Origin of the sequence: Trichocoleus sp. DQ-U1 (genome assembly GCF_039961925.1) — a bacterium.
Lineage (GTDB): Bacteria > Cyanobacteriota > Cyanobacteriia > Cyanobacteriales > FACHB-T130 > FACHB-T130.
Genome location: NZ_JAMPKB010000017.1, coordinates 67,164 through 85,962 on the forward strand (window position 1 = coordinate 67,164; position 18,799 = coordinate 85,962).

Sequence of the window (18,799 nt, forward strand, 5' to 3'; positions counted from 1 at the left end):
TATATGACCGCTTTTTCTAGCGCTGGATTAAAGCAACCAGCATGGCAAACAACCGTCACCTTTACGTTGGCTTTCTGGCTTAGCGGAAGCTTGCTTTTGGACTGGGTAATTATGCCCAGTTTGTTTGCAACCGGGATGATGGCTCAACCTGGATTTGCAACAGCAGGTTATTCAATTTTCTGGATTTTTAATCGGATTGAATTATTATGTGCAGCCTTAGTGTTAACGGGGCTGTTGGTTCTTCACCGCACTCAGGCTGCTTCTAAGCTGGGAGGGCGCAAAGTAATTTTCTTATCCCTGTTCTTGCTGACAATTGCCATTATTGATACATATTTTTTAACCCCACAAATGAGCGCGCTGGGGCTACAGCTCAATCTTTTTGAACCCGTTGCTGAGATTCCTGCCGGGATGAATCAAATGCACGGGGGCTACTGGACATTAGAAGCGTTGAAGTTGATTGCTAGCGGTACGCTGTTGGGTTTGTGCTATCGCGATCGCGCTTAAACGCCAGTATTTCAATTAAAGCCCATCTCATCCGTCAGACTAAAGTCTGCGGCTAGACAAAAAATTAGCCCTGCCTGCGCGGGCTAATTTTTTAGCGTTGAACTGGCAAATCGAGACGGGGTTTAAAGGTTTCGATTTGCCGCAGCTTTTCGTAGAGTTCCCGTTCTTGGGAAGTGACCGTTTTGGGAACCACAACCTGAATTTCAACTAACTGATCGCCGCGATCGCCTCTACCTGTCGGGTAGCCTTTTCCGGCAAGGCGCAGGCGCTTCCCGTGCCCGACACCGCTAGGAAGCGTCATTTTCACCAAACCATCCAAGGTAGGAACTTCCACGGCTCCCCCCAAGACTGCCTCGCTGGGAGTGACTGGCAATTGGCAGAAAATATCCGAGCCTTCTACTTGAAAGAAGGCGTGGGGCGATACGGTAATTTTGAGGTACAAGTCGCCACCTTCAATGCCCTGACCCTTTAGCCGGATGCGCTGCTCGTTGACCATTCCGGGTGGCATATCCACTTCCAGCGATCGCCCATCTTCCAGCCGAATCCGCTCTCGTCCTCCCTGATAAGCTTTTTCGAGGGGCATCGTCAGTCTGGCTTCAACATCGCGCCGACTAGGGCGCGAATTCACGGTGTAGGATGTTTTCGTGTTACCAGGACGGAAGGTATCGGCTGAGGCAACTCGGTTGTTGGAACTGGGTGCCTGAGTAGCTACACGGGTTTCCCGACGTCCTAGCAGAGTATCGACAAAGCTGTTAAAGTCCGGGTAATCGTCATATTTTAATTCTTGTGTGCCGTTGCGACCGTTGGAGCGAGTCCCCCAGGCTTTAGTCCCCTTCGTCCCTTTAGCGCCCTTGAAACCGCTCCGGTTCCAGAAACGGCTGAACTGATCGTATTGCGATCGCTTACCGGGATCGGAGAGAACTTCGTAAGCCTCACCGATATCCTTGAACTTTTCTTCTGCTGTTTTGTCGCCAGGATTTAGATCGGGGTGATACTGCCGAGCTAGCCGCCGATAAACTTTCTTAATTTCGTCGCCGGAGGCATCACGAGCAACGCCCAGCATCTGGTAGTAGTCCCGAAAATTTTGCATAGTTAATTAACGATTAGCTGTTACCGATTAGCTGTTACCGATTAGCTGATTGAGCGTTGGATATTCACAGTTTTAGCAGACTAATCCTCTACTATTTGTGCCAGACCGCTTCAATAGCTAACAGCTAATCGCTAACAGCTATAGCTAATTTACAGCCAATCATCATCATCATCCCAATCATCCTCAGGTTGAACAATTCTCGAAGTCCGGCGGGGAGCCGCGTCACTATCCCGACTATACCGCTGACCGCCTGTAGAGCCGCTATTGCGACGGTCATCGTCATAGCGATCGCGCGAACGGCTACCCTCGGAGCGATCCTGATAGCGGCTACCCTCCGAGCGATCTTGATAGCGGTTACTTTCATAACGATCTTGATAGCGGCTACTCTCATAGCGGTCTTGTGTCGAGTTGCCAAACAAGGAATCGCCTTCGCCGGAAAACGTGCGACGGATCGATCCGAAAAAGTCGTCCTCGTCCTCCATTGATTCCATCCGCACCTCTCGGTTCAGCTCGTAGAGAGCATCCTGGAGATCGCTTTGTGCCCGATCCACAGACCGATCGTCATCGCGGGCAATGCTCTGGCGCAGTTCCTGCACCATGTTCTCAATGCGACGCCGCTGACCGGCAGCAAACTGCATTCCATAGGTCAGCGCCACTTCTTTCAGTTGCCGTTCCGCACTGAAAGCCAGTGCTTCGGCGCGGTTGCGCTTCTCCACCCGTTCGCGCCGTTCCCGATCTGTTGAGGCATATTGCTCGGCTTCCTGAATCATCCGGTTAACTTCCGATTCGCTTAAAGTGGAAGCCCCTTGAACGGTGATGCTCTGCTCTCGCCCTGTCGTCCGGTCTAACGCCGTCACCTGTAAAATGCCGTTGGCATCAATATCAAAAGATACCTGAACTTGGGGCACTCCTCGCGGTGCTGGGGGAATGCCAGTGAGCTTAAACCGCCCTAGCGACTTGTTATCAGCCGCCATTTCCCGTTCCCCTTGAAGGACGTGAACTTCCACCAAGGTTTGGTTATTTTCAGCGGTCGAGAAGATATCCGAACGCCGCACGGGTATCGTCGTGTTTCGGGGGATGAGTTTCTTCATCACGCCACCTATCGTTTCCAATCCTAGGGACAAAGGCGTGACATCCAGCAACAGCACGTCTTTGACTTCACCGGCGAGGATTCCCGCTTGAATTGCGGCACCCACTGCCACGACTTCATCTGGGTTAACGTTCTCGTTTGGTTCCTTGTCAATTAAGCTACGAACCAGCTGTTTCACCAAGGGAATGCGAGTAGAACCGCCCACTAACACCACTTCATCAATCTTGGAGGGGTTCAGACCAGAATCCACTAAAGCGCGTTTGACGGGTGCCTTCAATCGGCTCACCAAATCCCCACACAATCCTTCAAATTGCGCCCTCGTCAACCTGGTTTCTAAGTGTACGGGACCTTCTTCCGTGGCAGTGAGAAAAGGTAAGTTAATATCCGTGACTGTAACGCCAGACAGCTCAATTTTGGCTTTTTCGGCGGCTTCCGTGAGGCGTTGTAAGGCTTGGCGATCGCGTCTGAGATCTACCCCTTCTTTTTCCAGAAACTGCTCTGCCAGCCAATCTACAATTTTTCGGTCAAAATCGTTACCGCCCAATTGGGTGTCGCCACTGGTGGCTTTTACCTCAAACACTCCATCCCCTACTTCCAGGATGGAAACGTCAAATGTACCGCCGCCCAAGTCAAACACTAGAATCGTCTGAGTATCCTGGCGATCCAAACCATAAGCCAAAGATGCAGCCGTTGGCTCGTTAAGAATCCGCAATACATCCAACCCGGCAATTCGCCCAGCATCTCGCGTCGCTTGCCGTTGGGAATCGTTGAAATAAGCTGGAACGGTAATCACTGCGCCCGTCACCGGCTGTCCCAGATAACGACTCGCCTCATCTGCCAACTTTTGCAGCACCATTGCCGAGATTTCTTCTGGAGCAAATTCCCGCTTCAGTCTGGGGCATTTAACTTTAATATTGCCCTCGTCATCCCGCCGAATCGTGTAGGGAACTTGCTTCGAGGTGGGGCTAAGTTCGGCATACTTGCGTCCGATGTACCGTTTTACCGCATAAAACGTATTCTGCGGGTTTAGAACGGCTTGCCGCCGTGCCATTTGTCCAACTAGGCGTTCCCCGTCTTTGCTGAAGCCTACCACGGAGGGAGTAGTCCTCATGCCTTCCGCATTGGCAATGACAACGGGCTTGCCGCCTTCCATGACAGCTACGACTGAGTTGGTTGTTCCGAGGTCAATGCCGACTACCTTGCCCATGCGATTCGTGTTCTCCTTACCTAACTTAATATACTGAGAACAATTTGCTGGATTTATTCTATCTTGCTGTCAGGAATGAGCAGTATCAGGCAAGAGAGAAACTCAATGATATATCGACTCTTTATTATTTTTGCTGCGAATCATCGCTTCTTGTCCCGCTTTACTGCCGTCGTGGCAGGATGTTTGCTGGCGATTGGCTGTTCGACAACGCTAGTACCCCAAATTACCCATAGGAACCTGCTGGTTCAGCCCTTAGCTGCCACAACAGCAGCGACTAAGAGCGATTCCTTGTCGGAGGCAATTAACTACGCTAACAGGGCTGCTACCCTGGCTCAAACGGCTAGATCGGCGGCGGACTGGGATGAAGTTGCCCAAACATGGCTAAGCGCGATCGCATCCCTGCAAGCCATACCACCCGACAGTCCCCAACGAGTCTATGCCCAGAAGAAAATTATCGAGTATATGGCTTTTTTGCAGGTAGCCCAACAAAGAGCCGCTGCAACCAGCTTTCAGTTAAAATACCCCACCTTTAACAACCAATTGCTTGATAATCAGCTAGTTCTTTATCTGTCCTACATCGCTGCCCTTGGCCCACCCGATATTTTAATTGTAGGCAGTTCCCGCTCTTTGCAGGGAGTCGATCCCAAACAGATGCAGCAAGCTTTAGCGGGTAAAGGTTTTGGGGGATTGAAAATCTTTAACTTCGGGGTGAATGGTGCGACTGTCCAAGTGATTGATTTGTTGTTGCGGAAAATTTTAACCGAAGAGCAGTTGCCGAAACTCATTGTGTGGGCGGATGGAGTGAGAGCCTTTAACAGTGGGCGTGTAGATCGGACTTATAACTTGATTTTGGCTTCTCCAGGCTACAAGCGCTTATTAACGGGCAATCGCCCCTTAAGTGGTATTACACCCTCTAACCGCCCGGATACACTCTTAACAGCGACCCCACCTCCAAACCTCAACTCAGTTGCTGATACCAACCTAGACGAAATTCCCCAGAACGAAAGCCAGTTTAATATCACCCTTTTGAATTCTCAGCCGTCCAGCGAGACAATACTGGCTCAAAATACTCTAGGAGGATTGACTCCCGACTACTCGGCAGCGGCAATCGACGCCAATGGATTTCTTCCCGTAAATATTCGCTTTAATCCTGCTATTTACTATCGACAAAAGCCGCGAGTTGCAGGCGCTTATGACAGTGATTACAGTGCCTTCCAACTCGGAGGTAAGCAGGAGGCGGCGTTGAATAATTTAATGGTATTTGCCAAGCAGCGTCGGATTCCAGTATTCTTCATCAACCTGCCTTTAAGTAGAGATTATTTAGACCGAACTCGTCTTAGAGCTGAGCAACAATTTAGACCTTATATGGTTCGCCAATCTAGTGCTAAAGGATTCATCTTTCTCGACTTATCCAGACAGTGGACAAACCAAAATGGCTATTTTGCCGATCCCAGCCATTTAAATCGCTATGGTGCGGCTGTCATCGGTCGCCAAATTGCTGCCGATACTAGAATTCCCTGGCCTCGCTAGATAAAATATTGTCCGCATCATTGAATGCTAGAGCTAAACAAAGCTCGCAATGCGGACAATTAGCATCTATTTTTTCCTTATTGTCATTGCTACGATTTGGTACGATTGCACCCTTGCGGTTTAAGTTTTCTCTCCTGATCTCCTAAAACTCCTCGTTCTCATCTAAATCTAAATAAGGATCAGGATTGAAATCTTGTTGTATTGTCACTTCATGCTCATAAAAAGCTTGAGGATTTGGAGGATAACAGAGAATAAATCTAGTCTGTTTAATTTCAATAGCATCTTCAAGCCGAGTTTGAATGGAAATTACTTTTTTTAATAGCCGTTGATAAATGACCAAGCTAGGGCAGATGACAACTAATTCTGTCATTCCAGTGTCGTGATGAGTGATTCTCCACTCACAATGGCTAAACAATGCTTTTAGGGAACCATTTAGCTTTTCATACAGACGTTGTCTTTGAGCGCGTACTGCTGCAAGCTCCTTTGCCAGTGCCCTATCTCGTTCGCTGAGTGGTTGAGGTGCATCGGGATTGTCTTGACTCATCGGTCTTTCCTGCGGGTTCAGCTCGGACGATAATTTCTCATTATTGCCCCGCTCCGATCGCAGCTAATATTCATCGATCGGGAGAGGGTGACAACTTTACAGAGATTTGCAGTGGGGTAGCGCTATCTTCTGTAACGAAATGCAACGTATAATGAGAGCGACCAAACACGCAAGCAGCTATAAGGGTAGACCATCAGATGCGAGTTGCGATCGCTGGGGCGGGTTTAGCAGGGCTTTCCTGCGCCAAATATTTGACAGATGCCGGTCACACTCCCATCGTTCTAGAACGTCAGGACGTTCTAGGCGGTAAGGTGGCAGCATGGAAAGACGAAGACGGCGACTGGTACGAAACCGGACTGCACATCTTTTTTGGGGCTTATCCCAATATGTTGCAGCTATTTAAGGAACTCGGTATTGAAGATCGATTGCAGTGGAAAGAACACACAATGATCTTCAACCAGCCCGATGCCCCCGGTACTTATTCTCGCTTTGACTTTCCGGACATTCCGGCACCATTTAATGGCGTCACAGCGATTTTGGGCAACAACGATATGTTGACTTGGCCTGAAAAAATTCGCTTCGGGATTGGTTTAATTCCGGCGATGGTTCAGGGGCAAAAATACGTTGAGGAGATGGATAAATACTCGTGGTCGGAATGGATGAAAAAGCAAAACATCCCCCCACGGGTAGAAAAAGAAGTTTTCATTGCCATGTCCAAAGCACTGAACTTCATTAACCCAGATGAAATTTCTGCCACGATATTGCTGACCGCTCTCAATCGCTTCCTTCAGGAAAAAAATGGCTCAAAAATGGCATTTTTGGATGGTTCCCCGACCGAGCGGTTGTGTCAGCCAATGGTAGATTACATCACCGAGCGCGGTGGGGAAGTGCGGTTGAATATGCCGATCAAGGAATTTTTGCTCAATGCCGATGGCACGGTGCGGGGATTCTTGATTCGTGGGTTAAATGGTGCTGCGGATGAAATTATTACGGCGGATGCTTATGTATCTGCGATGCCGGTTGATCCCCTGAAGGTGATGTTGCCCCAATCTTGGCGTCAGATGGAGTATTTCCAAAAGCTAGACGGCTTAGAGGGTGTCCCGGTCATCAACGTGCATCTGTGGTTTGACCGAAAATTAACTCAAATTGACCATCTGCTGTTTTCGCGATCGCCCTTGCTTAGTGTCTACGCGGACATGAGCAACACCTGTCGCGAATATGCGAACCCCGACCGCTCAATGTTGGAATTGGTGCTGGCACCAGCAAAAGATTGGATTAGCAAATCGGATGGGGAAATTGTAGACGCTACCGTCGCAGAATTGGAAAAACTTTTTCCCGATCATTTTGGGGGTGAGAACCCAGCCAAGTTGCTGAAATATCATGTCGTCAAAACCCCTCGTTCAGTCTACAAGGCAACTCCAGGGCGTCAGCAATATCGACCTTCCCAAGAAACACCGATTGCGAATTTCTATTTAACGGGTGATTACACCATGCAGCGTTACCTAGCGAGTATGGAAGGTGCCGTACTTTCTGGTAAGCTGACAGCGCAGGCAATTGTGAGCAGTCAGTCGTCAGTAGTCACCGATCAATCGTCAACGGTCACCGATCAGGCGTTAGTCGTTAGTGGGTAATGGTTAGGGGGAAAGAGTCTACTCCCGAATATCTGACTATCTATTACCTGCTACCAAAGAACAACAGACTCAGGACAATTGACAATTGACAACGGAAAACTGACAATCTCTGGTGCCTGTACTGAATGCTGCAACTGTCTAATTTCCCGCGCATGAGAACGCTGGCTTCAATAGAGGACGCTTACCAACTCTGTCGCCAGATTACGGCTAAGTACGCAAAGACGTTTTATCTGGGTACGCTGCTGATGCCAGCAGCCAAGCGCCGTGCCATCTGGGCAATTTATGCTTGGTGTCGTCGCACCGATGAACTGGTAGACGGTGCCTCAGCTGCGATTACGACTCCTGAAACTTTGGATCGATGGGAAAAACAGCTAGAATCTGTTTTTGCCGGCGAACCCCTAGACGACCCGGATGTGGCTTTGGTAGATACGCTGAAACGCTTCCCGATGGATATTGAACCATTTCGGGATATGATTGCGGGTCAGCGAATGGATCTCTACCGCAGCCGATACAAGACCTTTGAGGAACTTAATCTTTACTGCTATCGGGTTGCCGGTACGGTGGGGTTGATGTCTACTGCGGTGATGGGTGTCGATACGGAACCGTATACAGCACCCTGGAAACGCAATCAAGAGATTTATATTCCGACCTCGGAAGCGATCGCACTTGGCATTGCTAACCAACTCACTAACATCCTGCGAGATGTCGGAGAAGACGCCCGTCGGGGTCGCATTTACCTGCCCCTCGAAGAATTAGCGTTATTTAACTACACCGAACAGGATCTGATGAATGGGGTAGTCGATGAGCGATGGCGCGAATTGATGCGTTTCCAAATTCAACGGGCGCGCAAATTCTACGTTGAAGCCGAACAGGGAATTGGTGCCCTTAGCCCCGATGCTCGTTGGCCCGTTGCGGCGGCTTTAATGCTCTATAGCCAAATTCTCGATCGGATTGAACGCAATCAATACGATGTATTTAGCACCAGAGCTTACGTCCCGACTTCCCGGAAGCTGCTGAGTTTGCCAGCGGCTTGGTTGAGGGCGCAGGTGCTATAACTCTGTGGCGCTGGCGGCTTGTGGCGCTGGCGACAACCAGAGGAAAATCAACTCACGTCTGTAAACTTTATGTTTTTTGGGATTAGCCATTCCCGATTTCAAGTCCGTTTATTGAGCAATCGATAAGCGGACTTGCTCCTATTCAATCCATAGATAGCCCCAAATCAACCAGGAATGCGGCTCAGGTTGCCTCTAATGGACAACGGATGCGGCTAGATGAGGATGCGATCGCTCTCGTTCTTCAAGCCTTATTAGCACTACCAGCAATCTCTGGCGGCAATTCAAAGCAGCCATCATCCCCCGGAGAGAAATCCAGCACTTGCACCACAGCATTGATATTTAAAGGCCCATAGATATGAGGAAATCGTTCTCCTTCGTCTAATCCCTCGTATCGGATTTCTGCCTCAACTGCCTCTGAATCAAGGCACAGGAGGACTAAGCCACTTTGGGAATGAAAAAAGCTATTCGCTACATTAATAACTTGCTCTGGCGTTGAGCAGTGGATAAAACCCTCCGATTCCAGCGTATCGCCACAATATTTGTTAGTTGATTTTGCTTCTTCCCACTGTTCGCGCTTCGTGATGTGCAAAATAATACTCATAAAATTTCTCAAAAATTGTTGATTTTCTAATCCAATTGGTAAGAGATAGGCTCTTCTTTACTTGCACAAATAGAGGCAAAATCCGGTCGGCTTAAGACTAAAAACCTTCCCTGTGTAGATCGCCTTGAAGCCTGTAACCACGCATCTTAAGGCATTTGATGGGTTTGTCTAACCCGAAGCCAATCTATAATTATGCTAAACCAAACCGGATTGAGTCGAAGCAAATCTTACCCGTTAGACGAATTCTCCTTTGGCAACTAAAATTACTTTACCACCCACCGATACTTCAATGAAATCAGACTTTTTGTGAGCTTTTAATAACAACAAAGAAGGTCTGCCAATTTCATACCCTTGCTCAACTCTGACATCAACTGTCTCTGCTCCAAAATAGGAATGCTGAACCAAATAACCAGCTAAACAACCATTCGCACTTCCTGTAGCAGGATCTTCGGGAATTCCTGCATACTCGGCAAACACGCGCACGCTCAAGTTATTCTCTGGATGATAAGTTTCAGGGCAGAAAACCAATATACATTTGCCTTGAGTATGACTAACTAAATCAAAATATTTATCCTTATTTACCTTGATTCGCTTTAAGGATTGGTGCGTTTTCAAGGGAACGATAATAAAGGGAACTCCCGTAGAAACTTCTTGAATTGGGAATCGGGGATCTATCTCGCTGGGTTCTAAATTCAAAACTTGGGCGAGTGCCTCTCCCTCGAAGGTTTGGGTAAAAGTAGGTGGTTTTTGCTGCATCCACAACCATTCTACTGCTTGCTCTCCGTAATGCAGCGATACAGGAATTTGTCCGACTTTTAAATTTAAAATTAAGTTTTCAACCGGCTGATTAATAATTTCTTGTTGCAGAATATAAGCAGTCCCTAAGGTAGGATGCCCTGCAAACGGTAACTCTTGCTTAGGCGTAAAAATCCGCACATCATAACCTCCATCTCGAACCTCTGGAGAGGTTATAAAAGTGGTTTCCGAGTAGTTTGTCTCTTTAGCAATTCTTTGCATTTGAACATCAGAAAGCTCACCGGCATCCGTAAAAACTGCTAGTTGATTACCCGTGTATTTTTCTACGGCAAATACATCAACCATGTAAAAGTGAAGTCGCTTCATACTTGTCAAAATCGCTGCTATATGGTTTATTAGCAAGAGGCTGGGATCGCGTCTAAATGCACAACTCAGCCAGAGGGCAGATATACCAAATAAGGAGGTTGGTATACTAGAGAACGTTTGCAAATCCAGAGTGCATTGTAACTAAAGATTTTTTTGCCAATGCCATTTTTCGGACTTGTTTGGGTAACTTCTTGGGTCAGCTGTTTTTTCTCTAACCAGGCGTTGTCGAGTATACCTGATTACCTCTCGATAACACTTCCAGCCAAGGTTTTTTCATCTGTCAATAATCCCCTGGATAGCGATAAACCTCTGTTTGTTCAGGCTGTAGGAACGGGGAAACCCTACTCGTATTTAAGCGGTTTACATTCTCAAAAATTCAGTGCGTTCTTGCCTTCCTGGGATTTCCAACTAGGAGGAAATCAGAGCCAATCTTCATCAAACAAAGCCAAAACGCCCGAACAATCTAGGCGGAAGCTAGAGACGGTGGATAATGTGCTTTGCCGCCCCGGCTCGGCACCCACAAAGGAAGCGCCAGTAGCACCAACTATCCTATCTCAGTCGGCTTCATGGGTTGAAGTTCCTGTCAGTCGAGCGTCAAAGCCGAGTTTTCCAGACAGAATCATGCAGGTGATGCAGAATTTATTGAAATTGCCTGCTTGGGCTGAATCTCGCGATACAAAGCCTTCTCCGGTTGCAGTCGTTCAGATTCGCGACCAAGGCACATCGGGCGATCGCTTAATCAATGAAAAAATTGGAAAACGGCAAGGTCTGTGGATGTCCTTGGCTGGGCGCAAAAGCAAGAGCGTTGCCACATCTAGCGGAGAACCGGAGCAGTTTCAAGTCTGGGTGAAGGGACATTTGGTGGCTCAAATCCCCGAAAAACCCCAAGCTGAGCGATTTGCCAAGCGCGTCGCGCAACTCCTGCAAAACTCCGATGTTGACGCTTCGCAACTGAAACCAACGCTGGTGGATGGGAAGCCGGGGGGTAAGCTAGGCAACAACCAGTTGTTTGTAATTGACGACGCGATCGCTACCGACTTCAATCGCGATCGCCAACTCTTGGCAATCGAATGGGTAAATAATCTCCGCCTCGCCTTGGGAGAAACGCCTTTAACCTTGGTGGAAGCTCAAGCCCAAATGCACGGATTAACCCAGACAGATACCAAACTAGAGGGTTTAGCCTCTTGGTATGGCGGTTATTTTCACGGACGCCAAACGGCAAACGGCGAAATCTATAACCAGGATGCACTTACGGCGGCTCATCCTTCTCTGCCTTTTAATACCTTTCTGAAAGTAACAAACTTGAAAAATGGGGATGCTGTCATCGTGCGGGTGACTGACCGTGGCCCCTACATTCCGCCGAGAACGCTGGATTTGTCGCGGGGAGCCGCTCGCTGCGTTAAGAGTGAAGAGGTGGGCGTGATTCCCTATGAAGCGGTCGTAATGAAACCGCTCTAACCTCGATCGAGGGCTGTTCTTGAAAAAAAGACGCGATGATTAATCGCGTCTCTACACTCCATTAACGGTTTAGCCTCTATTCAAGACAGCGGATAGCCTCTAGCAATCCCTTAGCTTTGTTGAGGGTTTCTTGATACTCGGTTTCGGGCTGAGAATCTGCAACCAGACCTGCCCCCGCTTGGACTGACACCTGATGTTTCCCACTGGCTTGAGAACGAACAACCATCGTGCGAATCGCGATCGCTGTATTTAATTGCCCCTCAAAGTCATACCAGCCATATGCTCCTGAATAAGGGCCACGACGGCAGGGTTCGAGTTCGTGAATAATCTCCATCGCCCGAATCTTGGGGGCACCGCTGACGGTGCCGGCGGGGAAGCAGGCTTTGAGTAAATCCCAGGCGGTTTTATCGGGCGCGAGTTCTCCTAGCACGTTGCTGACGATGTGCATTACATGAGAGTAGCGCTCGATTAGCATCAATTCATCGACTCTCACCGTGCCGCTGGTGCAGACGCGCCCCAAATCATTGCGGCCTAAGTCAACCAGCATCACGTGTTCGGCAATTTCCTTTGGGTCTTGAAGTAAGTCCTCAGCAAAGGCGTCATCTTCTTTTGGCGTCTTCCCTCGCGGGCGCGTTCCGGCAATCGGGCGCACGGTCGCGCTCATCCCCTCCTCTGTTAGCGCCGCATCGCCTCCGTAAGAACTCAGCACCGCCTTCACCATCACTTCCGGGCTAGAGCCAATAATCTGCCAATCGCCGAAGTTGAAATAAGCCATATAAGGCGAGGGATTAATTAGGCGCAAAGAGCGATATAAGGCAAAGGGATCGCCGCTATATTCGGCACAGAGTTGTTGAGACAGGACGACTTGGAATATATCTCCGGCGCGAATATAATCTTTTGCCTTTTCGACATTGGCGCAGAATTGTTCGCGTCCGGTGTTACTGGTGTAGGTGAGTTGCTTCTCCCGATTTTCAGGGGGCGTCCATTGCAACAAAGTATCTTTTCCCGACAAGGGTAGCTGGAGTTTGCTCACCAATTGAGTAACGCGATCGCACGCTTGTTGATATGCCTGAGCCAAATCAACCTCTGGGTCGCGCAAATCCGCATACGCGATCGCCCAAATCTTCCGCTTCACCTGATCGAAAATAATCAGGTTATCTACCTGCATCCACAATCCATCCGGTAAATCGTCCTCTGAGGCGGGATAAATCGGCACGCGCGGCTCTATCCAGTTAATCAGTTCATAACCCCAGAAGCCAAATAATCCGCCGATTCCGGGCGGCAATTGGGGCAACGTTACCGGGTGAAACGGCTTTAGGCAGTAAGCTAATGCCTGAAACGGATCGCCTTCAAACGCGATCGCTCTCCCGTCACGGTGGGTTTGCGTCGTTTTATTTCCTCTCGCCTCCAACACCCACAAAGGATCGCAGCCGACAAAACTGTAGCGACCTACTTTTTCCCCACCTTCCACGGATTCCAGTAAAAAGCTATAAGGCTGTCCAGCACAGACTTTGTACCAAGCAGACACGGGTGTATCTAGGTCTGCCACCCATTCCTGATACACCGGCACAAAATTACCCTGTTTAGCCAGATCGGAAAATTGGGAAAAATCAGGAAAAATCATAATTTTCTTGCGTTCTGGATCGAGGCGATTCGCCCTAGCGCCGCCATTATTCATCCAGGTTAAAACAGAAATGGGCGCAAATGGGAAAAGGGAAGAACCAGACGCTTTAGTTCATCCTTCATCTTTCTCCTTTAGACTCTCGTATTTTTGTTTTATCTAATTTCCCCAACTTATCGGGGAGTCTTGGAGGATAAGTCGTGGGGAGCAAATATAGCAGTTCTCAGTTGGGTGGAATATCTTGCGGTTCTAATGTTTGATAGGCGCTTTTGGATTGTCATGCTCCTACAGATGTATCGCACCCAAATGAGAATTGCGAAATCTGAATTCAAACTGTTAACCCAACAGAATTGCCCTTGCTTCGCCCATTTATCGCATCATCTTTAACGAAAAAGTAGGGTGGATGCCCACCCTACTAATGCTAAATAATTAAAAAGGTGCTAAACGTCGTAAGTCGCACGACCGCTAAACTTAATCGTTGGCGGTTCCGGGTTGCTACCAATGTTCCGTTCTACCTTATTCACATAAGGACGACCTTGATTGACTTTCTCTGGGAAGACGCCATCCTTCGGATGCAGATACTCCATTTCACCGTTCGGGAAGACACGGTAAATCTTGTAGTTGTTGATTTTGAACTTGGCTCGGAGTACCTGACCGCCTAACATGATGCAGTATTCTTTACGTGCTAGGTATAGCAAGTTATCACCTTGGTTCATGATGGCAGAGCCACCAGTCGGCAATTCAAATACTTGCTGTTTCGGGCTTGTCCAAGTGATGGCGTACTTTTCTTCTAGTTCAGCTTTGGTGAGCAAACCGCCGGTACCGCCGCCAAATATGGGGGTTTGTCCAGTAAGAGTTTCTGGCATAGATTTTTCTCCCAACGTTTTAGGGCATCCTATCACCGAGGCAAGGCCTGTCTTGCGAGTCTGTCAAGAACTGTAACAGTTTGTCATTAGCCATTTAGTCATGAGTCATTTAGTCATGAGTCATGGGTCATTAGTCAAGCACTGCTGACTACTAATTGCTGACTAATTTCTTCAAAGACTACTGACTGCTGACTGTCTTGCCGCGATAGGGACGGTAAAGTGAAACTGACTACCTTGGTCTTTACCAGCGGATTCAGCCCAAATTTCACCGCCCCAACCCGTGACAACTTGGCGACAAATCGCAAGTCCCAGACCAGTACCGCCAGTAGTTCGCCGCAGAGCGCCTTCTTCCTGATAGAACCGATCGAAGACAGCCTCCAGCCGGTTGGGTTCAATGCCACGACCTGTATCGGCAACCGTAACTTCAAGCATTGAGCTGTCGTTACACTCAGCGAGTATCGTAATTTTTCCTTGAGGCGTTGTAAATTTGCAAGCGTTGTCCAGCAGTTTGGCAAGCACCTCGACCAGCCACTCCCCATCCGCTCGTACTAAAGGCAGCGAATCAGACACTTTAGTAATAATCTTTGGTAGCTGACCATCGGAATTGCGGGCGCGGATACTGCTGAGGGCAAGATCGATGCACTCTGGCAGCGCTAGGGGTTCTGGATGCCATTGCACCCGACCACTTTCTAGGCGAGAAAGGGTGAGGAAATCTTGAACCAGTTTACGCATCCGCTCGGCGTCGGTGAGAGCGGTACTGAGCATCACTTGCCGCATCTCCGGGGGCATATCAGGTTCGCTCGCTAGACTTTCCAGGCAGACTTGGATAGTAGAGAGGGGGGTGCGGAGTTCGTGACCCGTAATTGCGACTAAGTTGCTGCGAGTGCGATCGAGAGCTTCTAGCTGTTGGTTGAGGTCTTCCAGGTTCGCGTAGGCTTCGGCTTGAATCAATGCCCCGGCGATTTGAATAGAAATGGCTTCTACAAGTTCTAGTTCGTCGTCCTGCCACTCGTAGGGGGTAGCACCGCAATGATGCAGCTCTACTATCCCCAGTAGTCGATCCTGATATAGCACTGGCATCATCAGCCAAGACTGAATAGCAAAGCGGCTCGCCAGAGTTTGAAGTGGGCGATTGGAAGGAAGTTCCGACACTCCTACCGATATTCCTGCCGACACTCCTACAATGCGAGGGTCGATATGAGTATCGGCAACATAAACTCGCTCTCGGTTCTGCACAACTTCCTGAAATAGAGGATTTTCCTGTAAAGGCCAATTCTGACCGAGTGCAGAGGCAAGTCGAGAATTCCCGTTATCGGTCACTTTCAAAAATTCATGGTTAATCGTGGCAGAAGTATCGATTTCCCCGGCACGATAAATCAGACACCGGCAAGCAAACAATGCCTGTCCTAATTCCTGTACGGCAATGGATAGAATTTCATCCGGGTGTAACGGCTGTCCCGTATGGCTACCCCGCCGGATGGCAGCCGTAATCGAGTTGACTAGGCGTTCTTTGCGTTCTTGGGCGGAAATTGAGCGATAAGCTTTGAGCAGCTTGTACTGCCCCGCTTGCAAGTAAGTGACTAGGCACTGAACAAAGGGGTCGGGATTGTCGGTTAGAGACTCTGGAGTTTGGGCGGAGGGTTCCTTTGCCGCCTGTGGCTGTACGGAGTTTTGAACTAAAAAATTCTGCCGATTCGCTGCTTCCCGATCGGTTTTTCCAAAGGAAGTTTCTAAAAACTCTCCCCTCGAAGGAATGCCGTAAATATTTCGTGCTTGAGCGAGCTTTTGAGCCAATTCCGGACGGTACTGCGAAATTCGATTGAGTAATAATTCAGCAACGATGCAACTGACTTGCCGATCGAACGTCCAGATTCCCTCAAACCGGCGGGCGGGGTCTATCCCTTCAAACGATGACATCCGCAATCGGGAGGCGGTTCGAGGAAGGTCAGAAGTGCGGCGGCTAGGGGAAATCGCGGGTGCGATTCCTTTTCTAGCTGCGGTCTTTCCTCTTACACCCTGACGCGATCGCCCATCCTCTGTTAGGTTTCGTTCTCGACAAACCAAGCAAGTAGCATAATTCTGCCCGATCACCACTAAGTGCCACTCTTGACTTAAACCATCGGTCGGCTCAAAAGCAACAGTTTCATAAGCTTCCGAACTGTTGCTAAAGTCGGTTTCTGGGGCTGCCAGCACATATAACTGCTCTGTCCGTTCTGCAATCCGTCGATAACGGTGAGCCTCCTGACGATAGAAGCGCTCTCGCTGGAAACTGGCAATCACCAGATGCTGGTCTAAAGATGCCAGAACCTGGTCTTCCATCGCATGAGATAAGGCGATTAAGGAAGACTTGAAATACATTTGAGGTCGCAGCTGGGGCAGGACTTGCAGCAAATCTGCCAGCACAGAAGTCGGGATGATCATTTAGTAATTTGCCGAGTTTCGTACCCGTTCTATGCCTATCGTACAAAAGAGCGTTCCCTACTAACGGTTTGAATATTTCCTTGTAATCCGGTTTTAACGATTGTAAATTCTCACAAAATTGCTTAACTCCACGTTCAAGGGCAGCTAAATCACACTTGTATGAGTTTTCTTATTTGACGGCTGTGAGTTGCAGGAAACTCAATGATTGCATTGATAGGGGTTTTGGGGCCGCGATCGCGACTCCAAAACCCCTCGCCACAAGAATTTCTTATGTAAATCATTAATCTTCCTTAAGGGGGATGTCATGACTAAATGGCATCCGATCGATGCAAAAACTTCATTTGTATTAACATTTTGTAATTTCTTATACGAATTTCACAGTTCAGTTTGCATAACTTATCATCAACGAGCAATTGACAAACACGCATATTATCCGTTTGCGGGCATTCGAGCGCCACGTAATGAGGACACACCCATGACAAGCACAGCCACGCCCACAGCAAGTCTTAATAAATTTGAAAAATTCAAAGCAGAGAAAGATGGTCTGGCGGTAAAGGCAGAAATTGAACATTTTGCCCAAGTTGGCTGGGAGGCGATGGACGAAACAGACCGCGACCACCGACTCAAGTGGGTAGGGATTTTCTTCAGACCCGTTACGCCCGGAAAATTTATGATGCGGATGCGGATGCCCAGCGGTATCCTCACCAGCGATCAAATGCGAATGCTCGCCGAGATTGTGCAGCGTTACGGCGAAGATGGCAGCGGCGACATCACCACCCGGCAAAATATCCAACTGCGGGGAGTCCGAATCGAGGATGTGCCAGAAATTTTCCGACGGTTAGAGCGAGTCGGGATGACCAGCATTCAGTCGGGGATGGATAACGTCCGCAACATCACGGGTTCGCCAGTTGCGGGGATTGATGCGGATGAATTGTTTGATACGCGAAGTCTGGTGCAGCAAGTCCAGGACATGATTACGAATCATGGGGAAGGCAACAAAGCTTTCAGCAATCTGCCCCGGAAATTCAATATTGCGATCGCCGGTTGTCGCGACAACTCGGTTCACGCTGAAATCAACGACCTCGCCTTCGTCCCCGCCTACAAAGATGGCGTCTTCGGGTTTAATGTTCTCGTCGGTGGTTTGTTTTCTGCCAAACGGTGCGATGCTGCCATTCCCCTGAATGCTTGGGTGCATCCCGACGATGTTGTCGAGGTATGCCGAGCCGTTTTAGAAGTTTTTCGCGATCGCGGTCCCCGATCGAATCGGCACAAGGCAAGGCTGATGTGGCTGATCGATGAATTGGGGTTAGGACAGTTCCGAGCCTTGGTAGAAGAATATCTAGAGAAGCCTCTCCAACCAGCCGCCGAAAAAGACGAAATTGACTGGGAAAAGCGCGACCACATCGGCGTGTACCCCCAAAAGCAACCCGGCTTAAACTACGTCGGCTTACACGTTCCCGTGGGGCGTCTCTATGCCCAGGATATGTTTGACCTGGCTCGGATGGCTGAAGTCTACGGCAGCGGAGAAATGCGGTTCACCGTTGAGCAAAATGTCATCATCCCGAATATTCCCGACTCGCGCTTAGACGCCTGCTTAGCCGAACCCCTGCTACAACGATTCTCGATCAATCCCGATCCTTTAGCGCGATCGCTAGTCTCCTGCACCGGATCGCAGTTCTGCAACTTTGCCTTAATTGAAACTAAAAACCGTGCCCTGGCAACGATTGAAGAACTGGGAGCAGAATTATCTCTAACTAAACCCGTGCGGATTCACTGGACTGGTTGCCCCAACTCCTGCGGTCAGCCTCAAGTAGCCGACATCGGTTTGATGGGGACAAAAGTTCGCAAAAACGGCAAAACCTTAGAAGGTGTCGATCTTTACATGGGAGGCACAGTTGGTAAAGAAGCCCATTTGGGTACCTGCGTCCAGAAAAGCATTCCCTGCGAAGACCTCAAACCTGTATTGCGGAATTTATTGATCGAACAGTTTGGGGCGACTCCTCGCTTCTAGGAGTTGCAAAGAAGCTTTTAGCGACTCCCTACCACTAATTCCCGACTA

The 18,799-nt window shown here is 49.0% G+C and carries 14 protein-coding genes; 6 read left to right on the plus strand and 8 right to left on the minus strand.

The features are described from left to right. Positions 1–3: 3 nt before the first annotated feature. A complete protein-coding gene (locus NDI34_RS09665) occupies positions 4–504 on the plus strand; it encodes a hypothetical protein (RefSeq protein WP_348232538.1) in 501 nt (166 codons plus the stop codon). A gap of 91 nt (positions 505–595) precedes the next feature. Here NDI34_RS09665 and NDI34_RS09670 read toward each other — a convergent pair whose 3' ends face one another. Both NDI34_RS09670 and dnaK read right to left on the minus strand, forming a co-directional pair. Beyond that, entirely contained in the window at positions 596–1,594 is a 999-nt protein-coding gene (locus tag NDI34_RS09670; protein ID WP_190415078.1) for a J domain-containing protein, read from the minus strand. A gap of 149 nt (positions 1,595–1,743) precedes the next feature. Beyond that, complete coding sequence (gene dnaK / locus NDI34_RS09675; protein WP_190688441.1) at positions 1,744–3,891, minus strand: molecular chaperone DnaK; 2,148 nt, start codon at positions 3,889–3,891, stop codon at positions 1,744–1,746. 105 nt (positions 3,892–3,996) lie between these two features. On the opposite strand from dnaK, the gene NDI34_RS09680 reads away from it, so the two are divergent. After that, positions 3,997–5,421: a hypothetical protein gene (locus NDI34_RS09680; RefSeq protein WP_348232539.1), complete on the plus strand. Its 1,425-nt coding sequence runs from the start codon at positions 3,997–3,999 to the stop codon at positions 5,419–5,421. Between the two features lie 142 nt (positions 5,422–5,563). Here the strand turns inward: NDI34_RS09680 and NDI34_RS09685 are convergent, their stop codons facing one another. Beyond that, positions 5,564–5,965, minus strand: a complete 402-nt coding sequence (locus tag NDI34_RS09685; protein ID WP_190535900.1) for a hypothetical protein — start codon at positions 5,963–5,965, stop codon at positions 5,564–5,566. Positions 5,966–6,162: 197 nt separating this feature from the next. Between NDI34_RS09685 and pds the strand changes: the two genes are divergently transcribed. Both pds and crtB read left to right on the plus strand, forming a co-directional pair. Then, positions 6,163–7,596, plus strand: coding sequence for a 15-cis-phytoene desaturase (pds, locus tag NDI34_RS09690; RefSeq protein WP_190410267.1), 1,434 nt, complete (start codon positions 6,163–6,165; stop codon positions 7,594–7,596). Positions 7,597–7,721: 125 nt separating this feature from the next. Beyond that, positions 7,722–8,651: a 15-cis-phytoene synthase CrtB gene (gene crtB / locus NDI34_RS09695; RefSeq protein WP_190410266.1), complete on the plus strand. Its 930-nt coding sequence runs from the start codon at positions 7,722–7,724 to the stop codon at positions 8,649–8,651. A gap of 241 nt (positions 8,652–8,892) precedes the next feature. Here the strand turns inward: crtB and NDI34_RS09700 are convergent, their stop codons facing one another. Together NDI34_RS09700 and NDI34_RS09705 are read right to left on the minus strand one after the other, a co-directional pair. Then, positions 8,893–9,252, minus strand: coding sequence for a DUF952 domain-containing protein (locus NDI34_RS09700; RefSeq protein WP_348232540.1), 360 nt, complete (start codon positions 9,250–9,252; stop codon positions 8,893–8,895). A gap of 234 nt (positions 9,253–9,486) precedes the next feature. Continuing rightward, the gene (locus tag NDI34_RS09705; protein ID WP_348232541.1) at positions 9,487–10,374 is read right to left on the minus strand and encodes a PhzF family phenazine biosynthesis protein; all 888 of its coding nucleotides are present in this window, start codon (positions 10,372–10,374) and stop codon (positions 9,487–9,489) included. 159 nt (positions 10,375–10,533) lie between these two features. Between NDI34_RS09705 and NDI34_RS09710 the strand changes: the two genes are divergently transcribed. Continuing rightward, on the plus strand, positions 10,534–11,832 hold the full coding sequence (locus NDI34_RS09710) for a septal ring lytic transglycosylase RlpA family protein (protein ID WP_348232542.1): 1,299 nt from the start codon (positions 10,534–10,536) through the stop codon (positions 11,830–11,832). A 76-nt stretch (positions 11,833–11,908) separates the two neighbouring features. Here NDI34_RS09710 and NDI34_RS09715 read toward each other — a convergent pair whose 3' ends face one another. The 3 genes from NDI34_RS09715 to NDI34_RS09725 form a co-directional block, all read right to left on the minus strand. Beyond that, on the minus strand, positions 11,909–13,456 hold the full coding sequence (locus NDI34_RS09715; protein WP_348232557.1) for an anthranilate synthase component I family protein: 1,548 nt from the start codon (positions 13,454–13,456) through the stop codon (positions 11,909–11,911). 437 nt (positions 13,457–13,893) lie between these two features. Continuing rightward, positions 13,894–14,319, minus strand: coding sequence for a photosystem I reaction center subunit II PsaD (locus NDI34_RS09720; RefSeq protein WP_190410263.1), 426 nt, complete (start codon positions 14,317–14,319; stop codon positions 13,894–13,896). Between the two features lie 171 nt (positions 14,320–14,490). Continuing rightward, on the minus strand, positions 14,491–16,740 hold the full coding sequence (locus NDI34_RS09725) for a DICT sensory domain-containing protein (RefSeq protein WP_348232543.1): 2,250 nt from the start codon (positions 16,738–16,740) through the stop codon (positions 14,491–14,493). Between the two features lie 475 nt (positions 16,741–17,215). On the opposite strand from NDI34_RS09725, the gene NDI34_RS09730 reads away from it, so the two are divergent. Continuing rightward, on the plus strand, positions 17,216–18,751 hold the full coding sequence (locus NDI34_RS09730; protein ID WP_348232544.1) for a ferredoxin--nitrite reductase: 1,536 nt from the start codon (positions 17,216–17,218) through the stop codon (positions 18,749–18,751). Positions 18,752–18,799: the final 48 nt, after the last annotated feature.

Bases quoted from the DNA above. Each gene is read 5' to 3' on its own strand.
- NDI34_RS09665 (WP_348232538.1), top strand. From the start codon at position 4: ATGACCGCTTTTTCTAGCGCTGGATTAAAGCAACCAGCATGGCAAACA.
- NDI34_RS09670 (WP_190415078.1), bottom strand. From the start codon at position 1,594: ATGCAAAATTTTCGGGACTACTACCAGATGCTGGGCGTTGCTCGTGAT.
- dnaK (WP_190688441.1), bottom strand. From the start codon at position 3,891: ATGGGCAAGGTAGTCGGCATTGACCTCGGAACAACCAACTCAGTCGTA.
- NDI34_RS09680 (WP_348232539.1), top strand. From the start codon at position 3,997: ATGATATATCGACTCTTTATTATTTTTGCTGCGAATCATCGCTTCTTG.
- NDI34_RS09685 (WP_190535900.1), bottom strand. From the start codon at position 5,965: ATGAGTCAAGACAATCCCGATGCACCTCAACCACTCAGCGAACGAGAT.
- pds (WP_190410267.1), top strand. From the start codon at position 6,163: ATGCGAGTTGCGATCGCTGGGGCGGGTTTAGCAGGGCTTTCCTGCGCC.
- crtB (WP_190410266.1), top strand. From the start codon at position 7,722: ATGCTGCAACTGTCTAATTTCCCGCGCATGAGAACGCTGGCTTCAATA.
- NDI34_RS09700 (WP_348232540.1), bottom strand. From the start codon at position 9,252: ATGAGTATTATTTTGCACATCACGAAGCGCGAACAGTGGGAAGAAGCA.
- NDI34_RS09705 (WP_348232541.1), bottom strand. From the start codon at position 10,374: ATGAAGCGACTTCACTTTTACATGGTTGATGTATTTGCCGTAGAAAAA.
- NDI34_RS09710 (WP_348232542.1), top strand. From the start codon at position 10,534: ATGCCATTTTTCGGACTTGTTTGGGTAACTTCTTGGGTCAGCTGTTTT.
- NDI34_RS09715 (WP_348232557.1), bottom strand. From the start codon at position 13,456: ATGATTTTTCCTGATTTTTCCCAATTTTCCGATCTGGCTAAACAGGGT.
- NDI34_RS09720 (WP_190410263.1), bottom strand. From the start codon at position 14,319: ATGCCAGAAACTCTTACTGGACAAACCCCCATATTTGGCGGCGGTACC.
- NDI34_RS09725 (WP_348232543.1), bottom strand. From the start codon at position 16,740: ATGATCATCCCGACTTCTGTGCTGGCAGATTTGCTGCAAGTCCTGCCC.
- NDI34_RS09730 (WP_348232544.1), top strand. From the start codon at position 17,216: ATGACAAGCACAGCCACGCCCACAGCAAGTCTTAATAAATTTGAAAAA.